The 19,553-nt window shown below is 72.6% G+C and carries 18 protein-coding genes and 1 pseudogene; 11 read left to right on the top strand and 8 right to left on the bottom strand.

What is annotated here, in order from left to right:
- The first annotated feature begins 125 nt into the window (after positions 1 to 125).
- From ACIBST_RS46535 to ACIBST_RS46520, 4 genes are read left to right on the top strand one after another with little or no spacing between them, the layout of a single operon-like run.
- The gene (locus ACIBST_RS46535; RefSeq protein ID WP_397179870.1) at positions 126 to 653 is read left to right on the top strand and encodes a TlpA disulfide reductase family protein; all 528 of its coding nucleotides are present in this window, start codon (positions 126 to 128) and stop codon (positions 651 to 653) included.
- Positions 650 to 2,476, top strand: a complete 1,827-nt coding sequence (locus ACIBST_RS46530) for an ABC transporter ATP-binding protein (RefSeq protein ID WP_397179869.1) — start codon at positions 650 to 652, stop codon at positions 2,474 to 2,476. The genes ACIBST_RS46535 and ACIBST_RS46530 overlap by 4 nt, the downstream gene beginning before the upstream one ends.
- The gene (locus ACIBST_RS46525) at positions 2,473 to 2,967 is read left to right on the top strand and encodes a S26 family signal peptidase (protein WP_397179868.1); all 495 of its coding nucleotides are present in this window, start codon (positions 2,473 to 2,475) and stop codon (positions 2,965 to 2,967) included. The genes ACIBST_RS46530 and ACIBST_RS46525 overlap by 4 nt, the downstream gene beginning before the upstream one ends.
- 1 nt (position 2,968) lies before the next feature.
- Complete coding sequence (locus tag ACIBST_RS46520) at positions 2,969 to 3,160, top strand: hypothetical protein (RefSeq protein WP_397179867.1); 192 nt, start codon at positions 2,969 to 2,971, stop codon at positions 3,158 to 3,160.
- A 39-nt stretch (positions 3,161 to 3,199) separates the two neighbouring features.
- Here the strand turns inward: ACIBST_RS46520 and ACIBST_RS46515 are convergent, their stop codons facing one another.
- Entirely contained in the window at positions 3,200 to 3,439 is a 240-nt protein-coding gene (locus tag ACIBST_RS46515; protein WP_397179866.1) for an SDR family NAD(P)-dependent oxidoreductase, read from the bottom strand.
- A 184-nt stretch (positions 3,440 to 3,623) separates the two neighbouring features.
- Here ACIBST_RS46515 and ACIBST_RS46510 point away from each other — a divergent pair, with 184 nt between their 5' ends.
- On the top strand, positions 3,624 to 4,115 hold the full coding sequence (locus ACIBST_RS46510) for a hypothetical protein (protein WP_397179865.1): 492 nt from the start codon (positions 3,624 to 3,626) through the stop codon (positions 4,113 to 4,115).
- 318 nt (positions 4,116 to 4,433) lie between these two features.
- On the opposite strand, the pseudogene ACIBST_RS46505 reads toward ACIBST_RS46510, so the two are convergent.
- The 4 genes and pseudogenes from ACIBST_RS46505 to ACIBST_RS46490 all read right to left on the bottom strand — a co-directional run.
- Positions 4,434 to 4,720: pseudogene (locus ACIBST_RS46505) on the bottom strand (transposase); the annotation flags it as partial.
- Positions 4,721 to 5,099: 379 nt separating this feature from the next.
- Positions 5,100 to 5,894: a neutral zinc metallopeptidase gene (locus tag ACIBST_RS46500; RefSeq protein ID WP_397179864.1), complete on the bottom strand. Its 795-nt coding sequence runs from the start codon at positions 5,892 to 5,894 to the stop codon at positions 5,100 to 5,102.
- A gap of 52 nt (positions 5,895 to 5,946) precedes the next feature.
- Positions 5,947 to 6,852 (bottom strand): hypothetical protein, encoded by a 906-nt coding sequence (locus ACIBST_RS46495; protein ID WP_397179863.1) that lies wholly within the window; start codon positions 6,850 to 6,852, stop codon positions 5,947 to 5,949.
- Between the two features lie 115 nt (positions 6,853 to 6,967).
- Positions 6,968 to 7,903, bottom strand: coding sequence for a DUF2332 domain-containing protein (locus tag ACIBST_RS46490; protein ID WP_397179862.1), 936 nt, complete (start codon positions 7,901 to 7,903; stop codon positions 6,968 to 6,970).
- Positions 7,904 to 8,172: 269 nt separating this feature from the next.
- On the opposite strand from ACIBST_RS46490, the gene ACIBST_RS46485 reads away from it, so the two are divergent.
- Entirely contained in the window at positions 8,173 to 8,409 is a 237-nt protein-coding gene (locus ACIBST_RS46485; protein ID WP_397179861.1) for a DUF6289 family protein, read from the top strand.
- 31 nt (positions 8,410 to 8,440) lie between these two features.
- Here ACIBST_RS46485 and ACIBST_RS46480 read toward each other — a convergent pair whose 3' ends face one another.
- Positions 8,441 to 10,819, bottom strand: a complete 2,379-nt coding sequence (locus ACIBST_RS46480) for a glycoside hydrolase family 65 protein (protein ID WP_397179860.1) — start codon at positions 10,817 to 10,819, stop codon at positions 8,441 to 8,443.
- Complete coding sequence (locus tag ACIBST_RS46475) at positions 10,816 to 11,580, bottom strand: HAD family hydrolase (protein ID WP_397179859.1); 765 nt, start codon at positions 11,578 to 11,580, stop codon at positions 10,816 to 10,818. Before ACIBST_RS46475 ends, ACIBST_RS46480 begins: the two co-directional genes overlap by 4 nt.
- A 154-nt stretch (positions 11,581 to 11,734) precedes the next feature.
- Here ACIBST_RS46475 and ACIBST_RS46470 point away from each other — a divergent pair, with 154 nt between their 5' ends.
- Complete coding sequence (locus tag ACIBST_RS46470) at positions 11,735 to 11,959, top strand: 4-oxalocrotonate tautomerase family protein (RefSeq protein ID WP_397179858.1); 225 nt, start codon at positions 11,735 to 11,737, stop codon at positions 11,957 to 11,959.
- A gap of 13 nt (positions 11,960 to 11,972) precedes the next feature.
- On the opposite strand, the gene ACIBST_RS46465 is transcribed toward ACIBST_RS46470, so the two are convergent.
- Positions 11,973 to 12,512, bottom strand: a complete 540-nt coding sequence (locus tag ACIBST_RS46465) for a PadR family transcriptional regulator (RefSeq protein ID WP_397179857.1) — start codon at positions 12,510 to 12,512, stop codon at positions 11,973 to 11,975.
- A gap of 61 nt (positions 12,513 to 12,573) precedes the next feature.
- Between ACIBST_RS46465 and ACIBST_RS46460 the strand changes: the two genes are divergently transcribed.
- The 4 genes from ACIBST_RS46460 to ACIBST_RS46445 all read left to right on the top strand — a co-directional run bounded on the left by ACIBST_RS46460 (position 12,574) and on the right by ACIBST_RS46445 (position 19,549).
- On the top strand, positions 12,574 to 13,332 hold the full coding sequence (locus tag ACIBST_RS46460) for an alpha/beta fold hydrolase (protein WP_397179856.1): 759 nt from the start codon (positions 12,574 to 12,576) through the stop codon (positions 13,330 to 13,332).
- A gap of 591 nt (positions 13,333 to 13,923) precedes the next feature.
- Complete coding sequence (locus tag ACIBST_RS46455) at positions 13,924 to 16,875, top strand: helix-turn-helix transcriptional regulator (RefSeq protein WP_397179855.1); 2,952 nt, start codon at positions 13,924 to 13,926, stop codon at positions 16,873 to 16,875.
- Between the two features lie 66 nt (positions 16,876 to 16,941).
- Positions 16,942 to 17,151: a hypothetical protein gene (locus ACIBST_RS46450; protein WP_397179854.1), complete on the top strand. Its 210-nt coding sequence runs from the start codon at positions 16,942 to 16,944 to the stop codon at positions 17,149 to 17,151.
- Between the two features lie 25 nt (positions 17,152 to 17,176).
- Positions 17,177 to 19,549: a hypothetical protein gene (locus tag ACIBST_RS46445; RefSeq protein ID WP_397179853.1), complete on the top strand. Its 2,373-nt coding sequence runs from the start codon at positions 17,177 to 17,179 to the stop codon at positions 19,547 to 19,549.
- The last annotated feature ends 4 nt before the right edge of the window (positions 19,550 to 19,553 follow it).

Genomic DNA, 19,553 nt, shown 5'->3' with positions numbered 1-19,553 from the left:
CGCTGTGGCGGAACGGGTGGAACCGCCGGCAGAAAGATCAATCCCGCGGTTGAGGTGTGACCGCCGCACCGGCCCCTAGCGTCGCCGGTGAAGGACACCTCATGTGCTCATCGCGGAGGGATCGCATGGCGTATCTCGTGGCGTTCGCCACCCTGCTCGGCCTGACGAACCTGGTGTTCACGCTCGGGGTGGTGCGCAGGCTGCGGCAGCACACCGAGACTCTCAACACGCTCCTGGCCGGCGGCGGCAGGCGTGACCTGGTCCCCGCCGGATCGGTGGTCGGGGACTTCACGGCCCGTGCCCTCGACGGCACGCAGGTCAACCGCGACTCGCTGGCCGGGCCCGCCCTGGTCGGGTTCTTCTCGCCCGGCTGCCACTCCTGCGCCGAGTTGCTCCCCCACTTCCTCGAACGCGCCCGCGACCTGCCCGTCGAGCGCGTGCTCGCCGTTCTGGACGGCATGGCCCCCTTCGGGGTGGAGGAGTACGGCTCACGGCTCTCGCCCGTGGCCCGGGTGGTGGTGGACGAGCCGGACGGCCCGGTCCAGCGTGCCTTCGGCGTCGAGGGGTTCCCTGCCGTCTTCCTCGTCGGGCCCGGCTCGGAGGTTCTGTTCAGCGGCGCCGACCTGGCGGCCATGCCCGCCGCGGCCCGATGACGGCCGGCCACGACCCCCGGCTGACGGCCGTCGCGCTGCGCGCGGCCGCCATGGCCTGGACCGCCTCGCCCCGTCGTCTGGTGTGGTACGGCCTGACCCTGCTGGCCGAGGCGCTGCTCCCCCTGACCGCGGCCTGGCTGACCAAACTGGTCATCGACGCCCTGGCCGGCTCCGGGTCACCCGATCTGCCCGCGCAGGCCGCCGCGCTGGCGGCGGTCGGGGTGGCGGCGGCCGTCCTGCCCCAGGGCGAGCGCTACCTCAGCCGCGAGATCGGCCGCGACTTCGGCGTGACGGCGACGGACCGGCTCTTCGCCGCGACGGAACGGCTCACCGGCCTGGCCCGCTTCGAGGACGCCCGGTTCCTGGACCGGCTGCGACTCGGGCGCAACGCCGTCAGCCTGGGAGCCAACCTGATCACGGGGTCGTTCGGCATGGTCAGGGCGGGCGTCTCGCTGATCGGGCTGGTGGGCGCCCTGGCGGTGCTCAGCCCGATCATGGCGGCGGTCGTCGTGGCGGGGGCCGTGCCGTCCCTCCTGGCCCAGCTGCGTCTGGCCCGCCGCCGCGCCGGGATGGCCTGGCAGACAAGCCCCGCCGAACGCCGGGAGATGTTCTACGCACGGCTGCTGGGCACGGTGGAGGCGGCCAAGGAGATCAGGCTGTTCGGCAGCGGCGGCCTGCTGCGCGGCAGGATGATGGGCGAACGCCGGGCGATCAACGCGGCCGAACGACGGATGGACGTCGTGGAGCTGCGGGCGGAGGGCCTGCTGAGCGGGCTCGCCGCCGTGGTGGCCGGGGGCGGCCTGGTGTGGGCCGTACTGGCCGCCCGCGACGGACGGCTGAGCGTCGGTGATGTCTCGCTGTTCGCCGCGGTGGTCGCCGCCGTCCAGGGCGGCCTGGCGGCGCTCGTCTCCTCGCTGGGGCAGGCCCGCTTCGAACTGCTGGGATTCTCGCACTTCCTCGCGGTCGTCCAGACCGGCCCCGACCTGCCGATCCCGGCCGCGCCGCGGGCCCTGCCTCCGCTGCGCCGCGGGATCGAGCTGCGCGACGTGTGGTTCCGCTACAGCGACGACCATCCATGGATCCTGCGCGGCGTCGACCTGACCATCCCGTACGGCTCGTCGGTCGCCCTCGTCGGTCGCAACGGGGCGGGGAAGAGCACCCTGGTCAAGCTGCTGTGCCGGTTCTACGACCCCACCCGCGGCACGATCACCTGGGACGGCGTGGACCTGCGCGAGGCGGCCCCCGCCTCGCTGCGGCGGCGCGTGGCCTGCGTGTTCCAGGACTTCATGACCTACGACTTCAGCGCCGCCGACAACATCGGCGTCGCCGACCCGTCCGGTATCGCCGATCGGCGCAGGATCGAGGCGGCCGGTGCGCGGGCGGGCGCCGACGGCGCGCTGCGGGCGCTGCCACATGGCTACGACACCCCGCTGAGCAGGGCGTTCTTCGGGGAGGACGAGGTGGAGGACCCGGCCGCCGGCGTCGTGCTGTCGGGCGGGCAATGGCAACGGGTGGCCCTGGCCCGCGGCTTCATGCGCGACGACCCCGACCTGATGATCCTGGACGAGCCCAGCTCCGGGCTCGACCCGGAGGGCGAGCACGACGTGCACCACCGCATGCGTGCCCACCGCGCCGGACGGACAAGCCTGCTCATCTCCCACCGGCTCAACACCGTCAGGGACGCCGACACCATCGTCGTGCTGGAGGAAGGGGTGGTCAGTGAGCGAGGCGAGCACGCGGAGCTGATGAAGGCCGGCGGCGTGTATGAGCGCCTGTTCCGGCTCCAGTCGGCCGGTTACCAGGTCGAGGAGGCGGCCCGGTGAAGGACGCGGCGCTGCCTGTCCTCGGTGGCCTGACGATCGTCGTCCTGGTGGCCGGCGTCGTGCTGTGGCTGCGGCGTACCCGGCTGGTGGTCGTCGTCGACGGGCCCAGCATGGAGCCCACCCTGCGGGACGGCGACCGGGTGCTCGCCCGGCGCGTCCCCGCGGCCGACCTGAGCACCGGCGACATCGTCGTCCTGAGCAACCCGCACTTCGGCCGGTCGGCGGAGCCGTCCCCCTTTCTGGTCAAGCGCGTGGCCGCCCTGCCCGGCCAGCCGGTGCCCCCTGCCGTGGCCTCCAAGCTCGGCGGCCGTTCGACCGTCCCGCCCGGCCGCCTCGTCGTCCTCGGCGACAACGCCGAGGTCAGCTGCGATTCCCGCGACTACGGCTTCCTGTCCGAGTCCGACCTCCTCGGGGTCGTGACGCGGTTTCTGCACGGCTCCACGCGGAGCGCGGCCGCCAAGGCCGTTCCGTTCGTCCATAGGAAGGAATGACATGATCAAGTCACTGACCGGCCTCACCGACAGGCTGGTGTCCCTGGTGGTGCCCAGCGTCAGAGCCGCCGCCGAGCACTGCCACGACTCCTGGGCGTGCACCGACGAGTGCACCCAGGGCATGAAGTACAAGCTCCGCTGCTGCCCGAGCGTCGGCTGCACCTGGATCGGGCGCATCGGCTGCTCCTGCTGAGCGCGGCGCCGGCCGGAGGCATCACCGGCCTCCGGCCGGTCATCGGCCCTCCTCGGGGTACCGGTCGAGCACGGCGTCGCGGGCGGACGTGACGGAGGCGCCGTCCGTGACGTCGACGCCGAACGTGCCGAAACCTTCTCCGGCGAGCTCCGCAAACGCCTGCGGGCTGCGACCGCCCACGGCCACGGTGCTGCCTGCCGCTGCGAACCGCCGGGCCAGCTCCCGCCCGATGCCCGAGGTCCCGCCGACGATGAGAACGGTGCGGTTGGAGAGATCCACGAGATCGTCCCTTCGGTTCAGGGCGCCGACGGCGTGCGGGCGCGCGGCGCGGACAGCGATGTGCACCGTCCGTTTCCAGTGCTCCTGCAGTCTCGACGGCATCCGCCGGGTGTGGCAGAGCCCTCGTTCTCCCTGGTCCTGACAGGCCCTCCTTGGAGATACGCCCACCGCATACGGTGTTGGTATGGCCGACAAGGAATCGGGCAACCGGCTCGGCAGGTACCTCCGTGCCCGGCGTGAGCTGGTCTCCCCGGCTCAGGCGGGACTGCCGCCCGGCGGCACCCGCCGCGTGCCCGGCCTGCGCCGTGAGGAGGTCGCCCTGCTCGCCGGAATCAGCCCCGACTCCCTCATGGCTCGCCACATCAACGCCGCCCCCACAGGCACTGACGCGACACGGAGGTCAGCGATGAGCGCCACGCCGATCAACCTCACCAAGGGGCAGTACAAGCACCTGATGCGCATCCGGGACAACACGGTGATCACCGGCGACGTGAACATCTTGTGGGGCGACCTGACAATGCGCGCGGTCTTCGTCCGGCTGGCCGAACTGGGGCTGATTCGCGACGAGCGGGACGATCTTGTAAATGGTTACCGCTGGCACATCACCGACGCGGGCCGGGCAGTGCTCGACCAGATCGCGGAAGACAAGCGTGCGGGCCGACCTGCCCGGACGTGATCGGCGACCACCGGCACCACCCGCCCTCCTGCCGCCCACGCCGATGTCGCGGGTTCGCCGGTGATCCAATGCTGAGCATGCTCGACGAGCCAAGTACGCCGACGCGACCTGCAGCTGTCGCACTTCTCGGGCCGCGCACCAGCGGAGATCTTCACGCTTCTTGAAGCGGGGTGTCGGTAAGGCCCGGCCCATAGGGTCGCGTCCACGGATGTGGTGGATGAGTCGATCTTCGCGTGATCGTATCTGCAGGTTAAGCGGTCAGTGTCTGCGGGATCGGGGCCGGGCTGGATGTGTCGCCAGGGATGACACGCAGTGGGCTCTGGCCAGCACGTCCAACCCCGTGTAGCAGCGAGTTTCGCCCCACCCGTCGCTCTGCTCGGCCAGCACGGCGCCGACCAGTCGGATGATCGCGGCTCGGTCGGGGAAGATGCCGACCACGTCGGCGTGACGGCCGATCTCCTTGTTCAGCCGTTCTTGCGGGTGTTGGACCAGATCTCGTGCGGGAAAGCGGCGAAGGCCAGGAGATCCTCCCAGGCGGCGTCCAGGTGCTGGGCAGCAACTGGATGCTTGGCCTCCAGCGCGTCCAGCACCCGCCGCGCCTGCGCTCGTCGATGGACGGCCTTCACGGCCTGGTGCGCCACGCATGGCCGGCAGGCCGCCACCGGGCAGACGCCGGCCGAGTACATCGCGCAACTGTGCACGGCCGGACAGGCCCCGGCCAGCATCGAACAGGCTTTGGCCGCCGTGCGGAACATGCACCGCCTGTCCGGGCACGCCGGCCAACCCGCCACCGAGGCCGCCCGGCCGGCGTTGCGCGCCTACAAGCGTCAGCGCGCCGAAAGCGGCGGGCGCGGACAGCGCGCGGCCCCGCCCAACGTGATGCGTCCACGAGGTGAACAGGGTCAGATTTGTCGTCGCCCCTCGACCTGCGGCCGGCTGCGGCAGCGCCATGCGGGTGGTGCGGCGGACGGGCGCTGTCCGTGATCAGGAAACCTGGGATGAGGAGACCGTCCAGGTGTTGCAGGCCTGCGGGGATCTTGTGCGGAAGCCCTTGTCGAGCCAGGTGGCGCGGTTGCTTCCCTTGCCGTGGGAGCGGATCTTCTGCTGCTCGTCCCCGCTGTCGCGCACCATCTGGAGCAGGATCTTCCAGTCTTCCTCGCTGCGTTCTGTCAAGGAGTCCCAGACGCTGCCGAAGAACACCCCGCCCAGGCACTCCGCCTGCAACTCCATGCGGCGGTTCTGCTCGTTCAGTTCGCTTTTGTTCCGGTACGGGTAGCGGTCGTAGCTGCGGGCGATCCCGGTGAGGTTCTGCACGTGGTGCCCGTACTCGTGGACGGCCGTCTCGAACAGGAACAGGCTGGTGGAGACGTCGAGCATGTCGTCGTCCAGAAGGACGAGGAAACGCCGCTCCGCGTCGCAGTAGGTGGCTGCGGCGGAGCCCCAGGGCCAACCGCAGTACTTGCGTGGTTTGGTGATGAATCCGATCTTGGCCTTGGCGAAGGGCAGGCCCGCCCTCTTGAAGTGGGCGCCCCACGACCGGTTGAGACAGTTCAGCACTGCGGTCAGGTACCGCTTGGCGGAGGCGACGGTCTTCGCACCGACATCGCGCTCCGCGCACTGGCTCGCCCGGAGTTCGCCCGTACGGTACAGCTTGTTCGCGGTCAGAACCCGGGCCCTGATGGGGAAGGCGGACGCCGCGTGCGCAGCGTTGGACAACGGGGTGCTGGATAACAGCAGGCAGGTCAGCGTGGCGGTGGCGACAAGGGTGGCGAAACGCATGATCGCCATCTTAAGCAGGAGGTAACGGAACTCCACCGGCCAGAAGCGTGCGTCAGCAGCCGTCCATCTGGGCTGCGGGGACGGCGGTGGCAGGGGCCGCGGGCAGGCCGGGCTGGGCCCAGAGCAGGTAGGAGACGGCGCCGGCGTCCGCGGCGGGGCCGATCCAGAAGGCGCCGGTCTGCTTCGGGACGGCGAGGCCGTAGTGCCCGGCGTTGGTCCTGACGCACCAGGAGCGGTCCTGGGTTCCCGGCTGCCAGTCCCGGAACTCGCCGGTCCAGGCCGCGGCGGGCATGGACATGCAGGCGTGCAGCGTGGGCCGGCCGGTCCCGGCGAACAGCGCGGCCGCCGCTCCGTTGACCAGCTTCGGACCGACGTTGAAGCCGAACGTCTCGATCTCGACGTCCCCCGCGCGGGCGCCGGGAGAGTCGTCGGTCGAGGTGTGGCCGGTGTCGAGGTCGAAGGAGCCGTCCAGGTCGCCGGGGACGGTGCCGCGCATCGCGACCTCGTCGCCGTTCCCGGCGTCGGTGACGGAGACCTCCGCCGCGGTGCCGCGCGGGATGATCACCTTGATCTGCCGCTCCTTGACGTAGAGGTCCACGTGCTTGAGCTGCGCGCCGTTCACGCTGACCTTGAGCTCGTGGTCGGTGCCGAGCTCGAACACGCTGGTCCGCTGCTGCCCGTGGAGCGTCTGCTCGATCAGCAGCCACGTCCTGTCCTTCGGGACCGCGTGGTCGATGAGGTATCGCGCCAGGGCGTCCGCCGCGAACAGGCCGAGGCTGACCGCGATCCCCGGGATCGCCTTCGGCACCACCTCAGGCAGGACGGCGAGGACGATGGGCGAATAGGCCTCATAGACGCCGGCGATCGCCTTCGGGGCGCAGTCGCCCTGGTCGCAGCCGGAGATCAGGCCGCCGATCAGGACGCAGGTGACGGCCACTGATGCTGTGTGTCGAGACATGCTTCGTCCCCCGCCGGTCGCGTGGCCCCGCTCCAGAATCGGGCTGCGGCCTCCCCCTGGCAAGAGCCGGACGGCTCCGCCGTCGGGAGCGAGCCGGCCACGCGCCGAGCCGGGATCACGTGAACCAGGTGATCTCCTGGCCGTGCGATCGGGTCCAGGCGAGCGGCTGCCCGTCCAGCGCGAGCACGTGGTAGTCCGCCTCGCCCGGCGGCGTCGGGAGCGTGTCGTAGGGCACCACGCCGGCGGTCTCGTTCGCGATCCAGTGCCCGGGGAGCTCGCGTACCGCCTCGGCGAACTCCATCCGTCGCGGCATCGGCACGTGGTACAGCACCGAGCTGTGGAACACCACCAGCGTCGCATCGGGCGGGGACTGCGCGGCCAGGGCGGGCAGGTCGTCCACCAGGTCGCCCTGGACGAGCAGCGGCGGGTCGGCTGCGACGACGGCCGCAGCGGCGCGCAGCCTGGCCCGGCGGTGCGTGTGCTCGGGCCAGATGAGGGCGTCGAGCCAGGCCAGGTCCGCCGGGTCGGTCACGTCGAGCGGGTTCAGGTCCAGGCCGGCCCGCCACACCACCTGGGGCAGGCCGGTCGGCGGCGTCAGGTTGGCGGCCGTGCAGGCGACGACCGGGTCACCGGAGCCGACCAGGTGATCGCCGTAGCGGTAGGCGTACCGGTCGGGGTAGAGGCACAGTCCGGCGGACGCGCCGACCTCCAGCAGCGCGAGCGGCTGCGGGAGCGCGTTGAGCACCGGCAGCAGGACGGCACACCGTCCGGCCTCGTTCGTCTGGGTGGTCCGGGTGCGCATCTCCGCCTCGATCACGGGCCAGTTCGCCACCGTGTACTCGTGGAAGGCGGCCGGATCGTCGACCGGCCCGCCGAGCAGCCGGACCACGCCGAACAGCAGGTTCGGCTGCCGTTTGGCCGGCGGAAGCCCGGCGAGCAGGGCCAGGAGGTCGAGATCCCGCGCCACCGCGGAGGCCAGGCGTTCGTACGTGGGCGACACACCGTGCGCCTCGCGCGCGGCGAACTCGGCGTAGACCGCAGCGATCGTCATAGTGCGATGATCGCAGCCGGCTCCATCGCCACTGAGCCGGGTGCTGAAGAAGCCGCCGCACGGCGTCGGCGCGCGGGCCGGGCGGCGGGTGGTTCATCGGGCGCACCGAGACCGGTCACCTGCTCGCCCGCCAGGGAGAGGGCTGCGCGGGAGCTCGGCCGGGGGCTCCCCTTGCGTTTTCATCCCATGAGACGGATCATTCGTGCGCACCGTGCACCCGGACTGGTCCTGCTTCCCCCCTTCTCCCTGCGCATCAGGAAGGACGATCCATGATCCGTCGCGTACTGGCCGTCGCGGTCCTGGCCGCCGCCACGCTCGCCACCATCCCCGCCGCCGCGCACGCCATCCCCGCCTGCCCGGCCGGCTACCTGTGCAACACCCAGTACTTCTCCGACTCCGCGCGCACCAACCTGGTGGGCGTCAGGACGCAGTTCTGCGACGGTTCGGTCTCGACCTGGGGCAGGCTCAGCGGCTACATCACCTGGTCCTCCAGCCCCTGCAACTGATGGAAGGCCTCCGGCAGGGGGTCGGGGAGCCCTAGTCACCCGTCCTGCTGCCGGAGCTCCGGGGACGGCGCGGGCTCGGTTCGCGGCCGGGCGGCTGGTGGATCTGCTGCTCCGGCGCCGGTCGCGACGGGTTGGGCCGGGTGACCTCCGTCCCGTCCAGGACGATCTGCTCCCCGTGGTGGGTCACCGTGATCGACGGCCCCCGCAGCAGCCGGTAGGCCGTCGCCTCCGGGGCGACGCCGACGCTCAGCAGGCTGCCGCGGTAGCGCAGCCGGAAGGCGAGCCGGGTGATCCCGGGAGGGAGTGAGGGGGCGAAGCAGATCCGTCCCTGGCCCGCGCGCATCCCGCCGAAGCCCGAGACGAGGGCGATCCACGCCCCGGCCAGCGAGGCCATGTGCACGCCGTCCATGGTGTTCCTCTCCAGGTCCGCCAGGTCCATCAGCGCCGCCTCGCCGAGATAGCGATAGGCGAGGTCCAGATGGCCCACCTCGGCGGCGAGCACCGCCTGGGTACAGGCCGACAGGGACGAGTCCCGGACGGTCAGCGCCTCGTAGTAGGCGAAGTTGCGGGACTTCTGCTCCGGTGTGAAGGCGTCCCCGCGCAGGTGCATGGCGAGCACCAGGTCCGCCTGCTTGACCACCTGCTTGCGGTAGAGGTCGAAGTACGGGAAGTGCAGCAGCAGCGGATACTGGTCGGGCCTGGTGGCCGCGAAGTCCCAGAGCGCGTGCTGGGTGAAGCCCTCGCACTGCGGGTGGACCCCCAGCCGCTCGTCGTAGGGCACGGACATCGCCTCCGCCGCGTCCCGCCAGCGGCGGATCTCCTCGGCGGTGACCTGGAGCCGCCCCGCCGGGCCCGGATGGCGGTCCGCGGCCTCGGCCGCCGCGCGGAGGTTCTGCTGGGCCATCAGGTTCGTGTACACGTTGTCGTCGACCACGGCGGTGTACTCGTCGGGGCCGGTCACACCGTCGATGCGGTAGCGCCCGGCCGGGTCGTGGTGGCCGAGGGCGCACCACAGCCGGGCCGTCTCGACCAGCAGCGGCAGGCCGGTCCGCTGCTCGAACGACATGTCCTGGGTGGCGTCCGCGTACTGGATCGCCGCGTGCGCGATGTCGGCGTTGACGTGGAAGGCCGCGGCTCCGGCGGGCCAGTAGCCGGAGCACTCCTCGCCGTGGATGGTCCGCCAGGGGAAGGCGGTGCCGTGCAGGCCGAGCTGCTTCGCGCGCTCGCGGGCCAGGGGGATCGTGGTCCGCCGCCAGCACAGCGCGTCGGCGACGGCCGCGGGATGGGTGTAGGTGAGCACCGGCAGGACGAAGATCTCGGTGTCCCAGAAGGCGTGCCCGTCGTAGCCGGAGCCGGTCAGGCCCTTGGCCGGGATGGCGCGCTCCTCCAGGCGCGCGGCCGACTGCAGCAGATGGAACAGCCCGAAACGCACCGCCTGCTGGACCTCGGCGTCGCCGTCCACCTCGACGTCCGCGCCTTCCCAGAAGTCGTCGAGGAAGCGGCGCTGGTCGGCGTGCAGGCCGTCCCAGCCGTCCAGGCGGGCGGAGGCCAGCGCCGCGGCCACCTGGTCGTGCAGCGCGGCCCGCGAGCGCTGCGCCGACCATCCGTAGGAGAAGAACTTGACCAGCCGCAGCGTCTGGCCGGGCGACAGTCGGGTGGCGACGGTGAGCCGGCTGACGTCGTCGCTGCCCTGGGCCTCGATCCGGGTGCCGTCCGGCCCGTCGATCTCGTGGCACATCCCGGCGGCCACGCGCAGGCCGCTGGCCCGGGTGCGGTGGACCATGATCGCCGTTCCGTCGCTGCTCGGGACGTTCTCCTCCGCGACCAGCGGCGCGTGCAGCGGGGCGGCGGCGCGCGGATCGCCGCTCTCGTAGGTCTGGGTCTCGTTGGCGATCAGCTCCGACTGGACGACCACGCGCGACGGCCGCTCGACGGCCTCGACCTCGTACAGGATCGCGGCGACCGCGCGGTGGGTGAAGGACACCAGCCGGGTGGACGTGATCCGGACCGGGGTCCCGGTCGGCGAGCTCCAGTGCGCGGTGCGCGTCAGGGTGCCGGCGCGCAGGTCGAGGACCCGCTCGTGCTGGTGGAGCGTCCCGTACCGGAGGTCGAACGGCTCGTCGCCGACCAGCAGCCGGATCACCTTGCCGTTGGTGACGTTCACCACGGTCTGCCCGGATTCCGGGTACCCGTAGCCCGCCTCCGCGTACGGCAGCGGCCGCACCTCGTAGAACCCGTTGAGGTACGTGCCCGGCGCCCCGTGCGGCTCGCCCTCGTCCAGGTTGCCGCGCAGCCCGATATGGCCGTTGGACAGCGCGAACACCGACTCGGTCTGCGCCAGCACCCGCAGGTCGAGATGCCGTTCCCGGACCGCCCACGGCTCGACGGTGAACGCCGGATGCCGGATCATCCGGCCTCCCGGGACGGCGTGCCCGGCTCCAGCAGGTCGGCCAGGTCGGAGACCACGACGTCGGCGCCGTGGTCGCGCAACGCCTGCGCCTGCCCGGCCCGGTCCACGCCGACGACGAAGCCGAACCTCCCGGCCCGGCCGGCGGCGACTCCGGCCAGGGCGTCCTCGAACACCGCCGCCTCGGACGCCCGCAGCCCCAGCGCCTCGGCGCCCGCCAGGTACATGTCCGGAGCCGGCTTGCCGGCGAGCCGGCGGTCCCGGGCCACGACGCCGTCGATCCGGGCCTCGAACTGGGCGGCGAGCCCGGCGGCGGCGAGGACCTGCTCGGTGTTGGCGCTGGAGGACACCACCGCGCGGCGCAGCCCGGCGTCCCGGACCGCGGCCAGGTAGCGGACGGAGCCGGGGAACACGTCCACGCCGTCCCGGTCGATGATGGCCTGCACCAGGTCGTTCTTGCGGTTGCTCAGGCCGTGCACGGTCATCGTGCCGGGCGGGTCGTCCGGCGTTCCCTCTGGCAGGGTGATGCCTCGGGCGTCCAGGAAGCTGCGCGCGCCGTCCGCCCGTTTCTTGCCGTCGACGTAGCGGTCGTAGTCGGCGCCCGCGTCGAAGGGGACGAACGCGGTGCCGGTCTGCTCGCTCCAGGCCCGCAGGAAGTCGTCGAACATCGACTTCCACGCCCTGGCGTGCACGGTGGCGGTGCGCGTCAGCACGCCGTCCATGTCGAACAGGCACCCCCGAATCCCCTCAGGCAGCCCCAGCATGGATCCCCCCGTTCTCCCTCACACGAGCTCCCACCTGCGCATACCCTCCGCCGGGCGTCAGCAACAGGAGGCGTTTGCCCACTTCGGCCAGGGGCATGTCGGCTGAACGGCGTGAGGTGCCATCGGTGCACCGCGTCGGGGGGAAGGGGAACCCATGCCACTCGTCAACGTGAAGGTGATCGAGGGTGTGTTCAGCGCCACCCAGAAGACCGAGATGGTGCGGAAGCTGACTGACGCGATCGTCGCCGTCGAGGGTGAGCACCTGCGTCCCCTGACCCTGGTCGTGATCGAGGAGATCAAGAGCGGCGATTGGGGTGTGGCGGGACAGCCGGTGACGGCCGCGGAGGTGAAGGCGCTGGCCTCGGGCGGGCCCGCGTAACCGCCTCCTCTCTCTACGATGTCGCGCTCTGGGCGTCCAGCGCGGCCAGGGTCTCCCGTAGCCAGCCGATCTCGGTCCTGCTGGTCGCGGTGGCGATCGTGAACAGGCCCTTGCGGAACGGGTCGTCGAAGTCGGCGGCCCGCAGGGGGCGGTCGCCGTCCCAGAAGAAGCTGGCCGGTTCGGTGAGGAAGGTCAGCCTGCGTCGCAGCACGCCCGCCTGGAGCGCGGGGTCGCCGAGGTGGCGCAGGAACGCCAGCATCGTGAACCAGCGGTTCTCGTCGGTGATGAACGGCTCGTCCGGTTCGGCGAGCCGCCGCCTGAGGTCGGCGCGCCCGGCGTCGGTGAGGGTGAGCACGTGCCGGGGCGCGGCCTGGGCGCCGGGCTGGAGGTCGCGTTCGAGCAGGCCGTCGCGCTCCAGACGTTTGATCGCCGGGTAGAGGGTGCCGTCGGCGATGGGCCGGACGTGGCCGGTCAGGGCGGCCACGCGTTTGCGCAGCTCGTACCCGTGGAGCGGTTCGTCGTAGAGGAAGCCCAGGATCGACAGCTCAATCACGCCGCTATGCTATCTCGATGTCTTGATATATCGACATCTAGGTATCTCGGAGGGGATGGTCATGAGGGACGCGCAGGTGCTGCCGGACGGGAGCCGCATCCGCTGGGCAGAGGTGGCCGGCCGTGAGCCGGTCCGCGTCTACGTGCACGGGCTGGGCGCGGCGGCGGCGCCGTACTTCCTGGGGGTCGCGAGCCGGCCGGAGCTGGCCGGGCACCGGAGCCTGTTCGTGGACCTGCTGGGGTTCGGCACCAGTGACCGGCCCACCGCGTTCGGCTACACCATGGAGGAGCACGCGGACGCCCTCGCGACCGCGCTGCGGGCGGCGGACGTGCGCGCCGCGCAGGTGGTCGCGCACAGCATGGGCGGGACGATCGCGGTGCACCTGGCCGAGCGGCATCCGGAGCTGGTGGCCGACCTGGTGCTGGTGGACGCCAATCTGGACCCGGCCGAACCCGCGCCACGGCCGGGCAGTTCGAGCATCGCCGCCTACACCGAGGCGGATTTCGTACGGCACGGCTGGGAGGAGACGCTGACCCGGGTCGGGCCGCACTGGGCGGCCACGATGAGGCTAGCCGGACGGGAGGCGCTCTACCGGAGCGCGGTCCACCTGGCGCGCGCGGACGTGCGGGAACGCCTGCGCAGGCTGCCGATCCCGCGCGCCCACCTCTACCCGGAGGCGGACGGCGAACCCCGCGGAGCGGCCGAGCTGGCAGCCTCCGGCGTACGGCTGATCGCCGTCCCGGACACCGGCCACAACATCATGATCGACAACGCGGCGGTCTTCGCCAGAGAGGTGAACGGCCTTCTCGCCTGTCGGTGATCGTGCTTCCCGGCCTGATGCGGCGTGACCCGGCCGACGTCCAGGTCACCGGCGAGGTCCGGAGGCGTTCGGGCTCGGACGCTTGACGGACGTGCACGCGATGACGGCGCTGCTGTCCGCCGAGAGGAAAAGCATGGGGGTCCATGCACCCGGTTCGCGTGAGGTGGTCCGGCGGTGGGTTCACTCTTCGGTGGCCGACCGGATCCGGGCATCGTCCTCATGGGCGGCGAGTTCCTCGGGAGTGCCGGCGAAGGCGGGGCCACAGCCCCGGTGGCCGCCGCCGATGACGGGGGCTCGGCGTAGGCGGCGTCGGCCAGTTCCTTGTGGACGCCGCCGTCGTCGCGGAGGTCCCGCCAGGCGGCTTCGACCAGGTCGGGCCCTGTCGCATCGACGCTCATGGCGACATCCTGCCCCAGTTCGCCGGCGAGGGCAGCGGGCGACTTCCGATGTGCGGCTCGGAATCCTGTTGGTGGAGGCCCGTCGGGAGAAGGCGTCTCGTCGCGCGCTGTTTGCGGGGGAATTGGGGGTGACCGATTCTCCCCATCCAGGCCGTGACAAAAGGGGTGACAGGCGCTTGAATGGCGCTCGAACATGAAGAGTCACATCGGGCTGGTGGGCCGGGGCGCGGAGCTGGAGCGGCTGCTGGCGGCCGTCGTCCATCCGCCCGCTCTGGCCGTCGTCGAGGGTGAGGCGGGCATCGGCAAGACCCGTCTGGTCTCCGAGCTGGCCGCGCGGGCCGGCCGGCCGGTGTTCCTGGGGCGGTGCGCGCACATCCGGGAGCCGTTCCCCCTCGGCCCGCTCCTCGACGCCGTGCGCGGCATCGGCGCAGGAGCCGGCACCGGCCTCGGCGCGAACGGGCCGCTGTCGCCCGTCACCGGCGCGTTACGGCCGCTGCTGCCGGAGCTGGCCGGGCAGTTGCCGCCCGCCCCCGAGCCGCTGGAGGAGCGGGCGGCCGAGCGGCACCGGATCTTCCGCGCGCTGTCGGAGCTGCTGGGCTCCCTGGGCGAGGTCGTACTCGTGCTGGAGGACCTGCACTGGGCCGACGAGCAGACCCTGGCCTTTCTCGGTTACCTCATGGGCGAGCCGCCGCCGGGGCTGTCGGTGGTGCTCACGTTCCGGGGCGAGGAGGTCGCGCTGGACGCCAGGACGATCGCGGCGCGGGCGGCTCCGTCCGTGTCGCGTGCCCAGGTGGCCCTGGAGCCGCTGGACGTGGCCGAGACCCGGGAGCTGATGACCGCGATCCTCGGGTCGGAGGGGGTGTCGGAGGAGTTCGCCGCCCATCTGTGCGAGCGGACGTCGGGACTGCCCTTCGCGATCCAGGAGATGGTGGCGCTGCTGCGCGAGCGCGGGACGCTGATCAGGCGCGGTCGCGGATGGGCGCGTAAGGCCATCGACGAGCTGAACGTCCCGACGGCGCTGCGCGACTCGGTGCTGGAGCGGGTGGGACGGCTGCCCGCCGGAGCGCGGGCCGTGGTGGAGGCCGCGGCGGTGCTGCAGGTGCCGGTGCCCGTGGCGGTGCTGGTGACGATCTGCGGCCTGGCGCGCGCGGACGCGCTGGCCGGGCTGGAGGAGGCGCTGCGCTCGGGGCTGCTGAGCGAGCACACCGCGCTCCCGCGCGGCGCCCCCGACGGCTCGGCGCGCGCCGCGGGTGTGGGGTTCCGGCACATGCTGGCGCTCCAGGCGGTGTACGAGAGCATCGCGCTGCCCCGGCGTCAGGTGCTGCACGGACGGGCGGCCGAGGCGGTCGAGCGGTTGCGGCCGGTGCCGATCGGGCAGATCGCCCACCACCTGCGGCACGCCGGGATGATGGAGGAGTGGGCCAGGGCGGCCGACCGGGCCGCGGCGGAGGCGGGCCGGCACGGCGACGACAGCGAGGCGGCCCGCCTGCTCGGCGACGTCCTGCGCGAGGCGCCGCCCGAAGGGGAACTGCTGGAGGACATGGCGGTGCGCTTCGGCTGGGCCTCCGTCCAGGGCCTGCACGCCCAGCCCGGCTTCGGCCAGATGGACGATCTGCTGCGCCGCGACCTCGCTCCCGGCGTGCGCGGCGAGCTGCACTTCCTGTACGGCCTGCTCCTGGAGAGGGCGGGCGCCGCCCCGGAACTCCGGCGGGAGCAGTTCGCCACGGCGGTGCGCCACCTGGACGACCGTCCGGAGCTGGCGGCCTGGGCGATGGTCGGGCTCGGCGTGCCGACCTCGGCCGGGGTGTCGCCGGCCGAGCACGTCTACTGGCTGGACCGCGCGCTGGAGACCGCCGAACGGCTCGGCGGCAGCCCGTCGCTCCAGCTGTCGGTGCTCGGCAAGGTGGCGATGGTGCTCACCACCATCGGCGACCCGCGCTGGACGGCGCTGACCGAGCGGATGACCCGGCTGGCCGGCGGGCGTCCGGAGTCCCGGCAGGAGGTCGTCGCGTTCTGGTCGGTCGGCGACGAGAGCTGTTACGCGGGCCATTACGCGGTGAGCGAGCGGCTGCTGGACGCCGCGCTGCGCGGCGGGCTGAAGATCGACAGCAGCCGGCGGCTGGAGTACCTCATCCGGTCCTCCCTGGCGGTGCTGCGCTACTTCCGCGGGGAGTGGACGGGCCTGGCCGACGAGACCGCCCTGCTGCTGGACGCGCTCGACGAGCAACCGCACCAGCGCGTCACGGCCGAGCTGGTCGCCCACTGCCTGGCCGTGGCGCGGGGTGAGATCGAGGAGGGGGCGCGCAGGCTCCGCGCGGCCGTCGGCAGGGCCGTGGAGGTCGGCGCGGTGGACGCGCTGCCGCCGGCGGTCGAGACGTTGCTGCGCCTGGGCACGGTCCGGGGTGAGCCGCCGGACGAGGAGTTGATCGGGATGCTGGCGGGGTGGCGGGCCAAGGGGTTGCAGCCGCTGGCCGTACGCGCGCTGCCCGCCCTGGCCGGCGCGCTGGTCGCGGCGGGCCGGACGGCCGAGGCCGGCCGGTTGTGCGCGGAGCTGGAGCGGGAGCTGGACGGGCTGGACGCGCCGCTGGCGCCCGCCGCGCTGGCCCACGCCCAGGGGTTCGTGACGGGAGATCCGGAGCGCTTCCTGGCGGGCGCGCACGCCTACGACGAGCTGGGCGGCCGGTACGAGGCGGCCCAGTGCCGCGCGCTCGCCGCAACCGCCCTGCTCGACGGCGACCACGACGACACCGGCGGCCACGACGACGGCGACGGCAGCGGCGACGGCAGCGGCGACGGCGACGGCAGCGATCCCGGGCGGGCCGGGGCGCTGCTGGGGGCCGCCATCGCGGTCTTCGAGGAGCTGAGGGCGCGGTGGGACCTCGACCGGGCGGCGAGCACGGCCAGGCGGCACGGCGTGGCCGGGCCCGTCCGCTACCGGGGCGGCACGCGCGGCTACGGTGACGCGTTGTCGCCGCGCGAGGCCGAGGTGGCCGAGCTGGCCGCGACCGGGCTGAGCAACAGGGAGATCGCCAAGAAGCTGTTCCTGTCGCCGAAGACCGTGGACAAACATCTGAGCGCGGTGCTGCGCAAGCTGGGGCTGCGGTCGCGGGCGGGGCTCGGGCAGCGCATGGGCGGATCCGGCTGACCCACCCCCACGAATGGGGATTTTTCCCCATAGCTGGGTGCATGCCCCTGTCATCACGCTTGTCCCATGGACAGCCCCGACGAGCCCACTGAGACCGAGGACGCCGAAAAGCCGGCCCCGACCCCGACCCCGGCCCCGGCTCCGGACGACCACGGCACCCCCGCCGCCGACCCCGGAACCCCCACCGCCGACGGCCCGACCACCGTCGGCGCCCCCGCGACCACCGTCGGCGCCCCCGCCACCGCCGCCGACGACGACGGCTGGGTCGAGGCGTGACCCCCCACCGAGGACAGGAGCCCGCATGAGCACCTCCAGGCCGCGCTCAAGAGCGGTGGTGATCAGCGCGACCGCGGCCCTGGTCGCCGGACTGGGCCTGACCGGCTCGACGGCCACCGCGGCGACCGGCGCGGCGACCGGCATGGCGACCGGCGCGGCAACCGGCATGGCGACCGGCGTGCCGGCCATCGACCCCGTCATCCCGTACGAAGACCCCCCGGCCGTCGCCCGGGAGCAGCCCGCGGCCCCTCCCCGCCAGACCACCGTCACCCTCGTCACCGGTGAGCAGGTCCGCCTGGACGTGGACAAGCAGGGCCGCCAGAGCACCACCGTCCTGTCCCCCGGCGCCGTGCCGGCCGGCGGCACCTACCTGAGGTTCGGCTGGCACGGCGACCAGTACGTCATCCCGAGCACGGCCGTGCCGTTCCTGGACCGGCTGCTGGACCCGCGCCTGTTCAACGTCAGTCACCTGGCCAGGACCGGCAACCGGCCCGTCCCGGTCAAGGCCGCGACGAGCCGGCTCGCCGCGCTGGGCGCCACGATCACCCCGGACGAGGCTCCGGCCCTCGGCCGCGTGCTCGCCGAGGAGTGGCGCGCGGGCCGCGGCGGGACGCCGGCCGGCGTCGAGCGCATCAGCGCGCCGGACGACGCGCCGCCCTCGCCGTTCCGGCGGCCCGCGACCGCGAAGGCGGCCGCCGGCGCCTACCACACCCTCTCGATCGACAGCGTCGACCTGGACGGCAAGCCGGGCGCGGTCGTCGCCTACGTGCACAGCGTCGATGACACCGACCTCGGCTTCTACACGATCGACTACCCCGGCGAGACCGGCGAGGTCGCCTTCAGCGTGCCGGAGGGCACCTACGCCGTCGAGGCGAGCGTGTTCACCGGGCCGGCCGACGATTTGACGAGCCGCGCGGCGTTCGTCGTCCAGCCGGAGATCAGGGTCGGCGGCGATGTGCGGGTCACGCTGGACGCCCGCGCCGCCGTGCCGTACGACGTCGAGGTGGAGCAGCCCACCGAGGGCATGTACCGGCAGGACATGTTCGCCTTCGTCAGGAAGAGCGAGGCGGGCAACGCGGCCGGGGTGGACGCGTGGGGGCTGGGAGCCTTCCAGCTCGTCGCGTTCCGGATCGTGTCCAACCCGGAGTTCGGCAGCCGGCCGCTGTACGCGACGCCGACCAGGCCGGTGCGCAAGGGCAGTTTCAGCTTCGCCGCCTACACCCAGCTCACCGAGACCGCGTCCGGCTCGCCCGGAAAGCCCAGCTACCGGCTCGTCCTCCCCTACGCCAAGGGCGTGCCCGGGAGCCTGACCCGCAAGGTGCGGGACTCGGAGCTGACCACCGTCCGCTCCACGATCCTGCGCAGCCCGTACGGGCAGCCGGACCGGTTCGACCTGTTCCCCGAGGTCTTCCTGCCCTGGACGCAGAGCGCGCTCGGGGTCGGCTCGTCCGTGCTGCCGGGCGAGCGCACCGACTACCTGTTCAGCGGCGCCCCCGACATCACCGTCTGGCACACCGCGTTCAACTCCGACGACGGCGCGCGGCACTACAACCAGCGCCGCCACCTCAGGCCGGGTTCCGTGGTGCGCGAGGTGTGGAACAAGGCGCCGGGCGTGCCGTCGCGCACCGCGCCCTACCGGCAGGAGTCGACCATCGGCTTCGGCGGCGACTCGCCGCTCGTCGACGATCCGTTCGCGACCCTCTGCGTGGCCTGCCGCCAGGGAGACCTGGGCATGATCTATCCGCAGCGGTTCGCGGACTCCACGCCGGGCCACTACTCGCCCGGCACGTCCTGGGACGAGCACTCCGGCCTGGACTTCTACCGCAATGGCGAGCTGGCCTTCACCTCCGACAACCGCATCACCGGCGCCCTCGGCGCCCAGGCGGCCGACCTGCCGATGCTGCCCGACCCGGCCGCCTACCGGCTGGTGTGGAAGCAGGACCAGCGCGGCGAGCTGGCCGGCACTCCGGTCACGACGGACTGGACGTTCCGCTCGGGTCCCTCCGACCAGCGGGCCAAGCTGCCGAAGAGCGCGTCGTGCGTGCCCGACGCCACGCGGGAGTGCTCGTTCCTGCCGCTGCTGTTCCTCCGCTACGACCTGCCGCTCGACGCCGCGTCGAAGGCGAAGGCCGGGCCGTTCCAGGTGGCGTTCGCGGTGGAGAACCAGGAGCACATGGCCGCGCCGAAGGGCGTCGAGGCCACCGTCGCGCTCTCCTACGACGACGGCGCCACCTGGAGCGAGCCGCTGACCGCGGGCAGGCGGGCCGACGGCCTGTTCGCCGCCACGGTCCGGCACCCGGACTCCGGAGGGTTCGTCTCGCTGCGGGTCAGGGCGCACGACCGGCAGGGCAACGCCGTCGAGCAGACCGTCGTCCGCGCCTACGGCCTGACGAGCTGAAGGA

Source organism: Nonomuraea sp. NPDC049684 (assembly GCF_044465345.1).
Lineage (GTDB): Bacteria > Actinomycetota > Actinomycetes > Streptosporangiales > Streptosporangiaceae > Nonomuraea.
Note: the sequence above shows the minus strand (reverse complement) of the source record. Positions and strands in the feature narration are given on the sequence as shown.

What these genes read in the sequence shown, in the direction of transcription:
- ACIBST_RS46535 (WP_397179870.1), top strand. Translation starts at nt 126, where the DNA reads ATGGCGTATCTCGTGGCGTTCGCCACCCTGCTCGGCCTGACGAACCTG.
- ACIBST_RS46495 (WP_397179863.1), bottom strand. Translation starts at nt 6,852, where the DNA reads ATGTCTCGACACACAGCATCAGTGGCCGTCACCTGCGTCCTGATCGGC.
- ACIBST_RS46510 (WP_397179865.1), top strand. Translation starts at nt 3,624, where the DNA reads ATGGCCGACAAGGAATCGGGCAACCGGCTCGGCAGGTACCTCCGTGCC.
- ACIBST_RS46460 (WP_397179856.1), top strand. Translation starts at nt 12,574, where the DNA reads ATGAGGGACGCGCAGGTGCTGCCGGACGGGAGCCGCATCCGCTGGGCA.
- ACIBST_RS46485 (WP_397179861.1), top strand. Translation starts at nt 8,173, where the DNA reads ATGATCCGTCGCGTACTGGCCGTCGCGGTCCTGGCCGCCGCCACGCTC.
- ACIBST_RS46530 (WP_397179869.1), top strand. Translation starts at nt 650, where the DNA reads ATGACGGCCGGCCACGACCCCCGGCTGACGGCCGTCGCGCTGCGCGCG.
- ACIBST_RS46455 (WP_397179855.1), top strand. Translation starts at nt 13,924, where the DNA reads ATGAAGAGTCACATCGGGCTGGTGGGCCGGGGCGCGGAGCTGGAGCGG.
- ACIBST_RS46445 (WP_397179853.1), top strand. Translation starts at nt 17,177, where the DNA reads ATGAGCACCTCCAGGCCGCGCTCAAGAGCGGTGGTGATCAGCGCGACC.
- ACIBST_RS46475 (WP_397179859.1), bottom strand. Translation starts at nt 11,580, where the DNA reads ATGCTGGGGCTGCCTGAGGGGATTCGGGGGTGCCTGTTCGACATGGAC.
- ACIBST_RS46490 (WP_397179862.1), bottom strand. Translation starts at nt 7,903, where the DNA reads ATGACGATCGCTGCGGTCTACGCCGAGTTCGCCGCGCGCGAGGCGCAC.
- ACIBST_RS46450 (WP_397179854.1), top strand. Translation starts at nt 16,942, where the DNA reads ATGGACAGCCCCGACGAGCCCACTGAGACCGAGGACGCCGAAAAGCCG.
- ACIBST_RS46520 (WP_397179867.1), top strand. Translation starts at nt 2,969, where the DNA reads ATGATCAAGTCACTGACCGGCCTCACCGACAGGCTGGTGTCCCTGGTG.
- ACIBST_RS46470 (WP_397179858.1), top strand. Translation starts at nt 11,735, where the DNA reads ATGCCACTCGTCAACGTGAAGGTGATCGAGGGTGTGTTCAGCGCCACC.
- ACIBST_RS46480 (WP_397179860.1), bottom strand. Translation starts at nt 10,819, where the DNA reads ATGATCCGGCATCCGGCGTTCACCGTCGAGCCGTGGGCGGTCCGGGAA.
- ACIBST_RS46500 (WP_397179864.1), bottom strand. Translation starts at nt 5,894, where the DNA reads ATGCGTTTCGCCACCCTTGTCGCCACCGCCACGCTGACCTGCCTGCTG.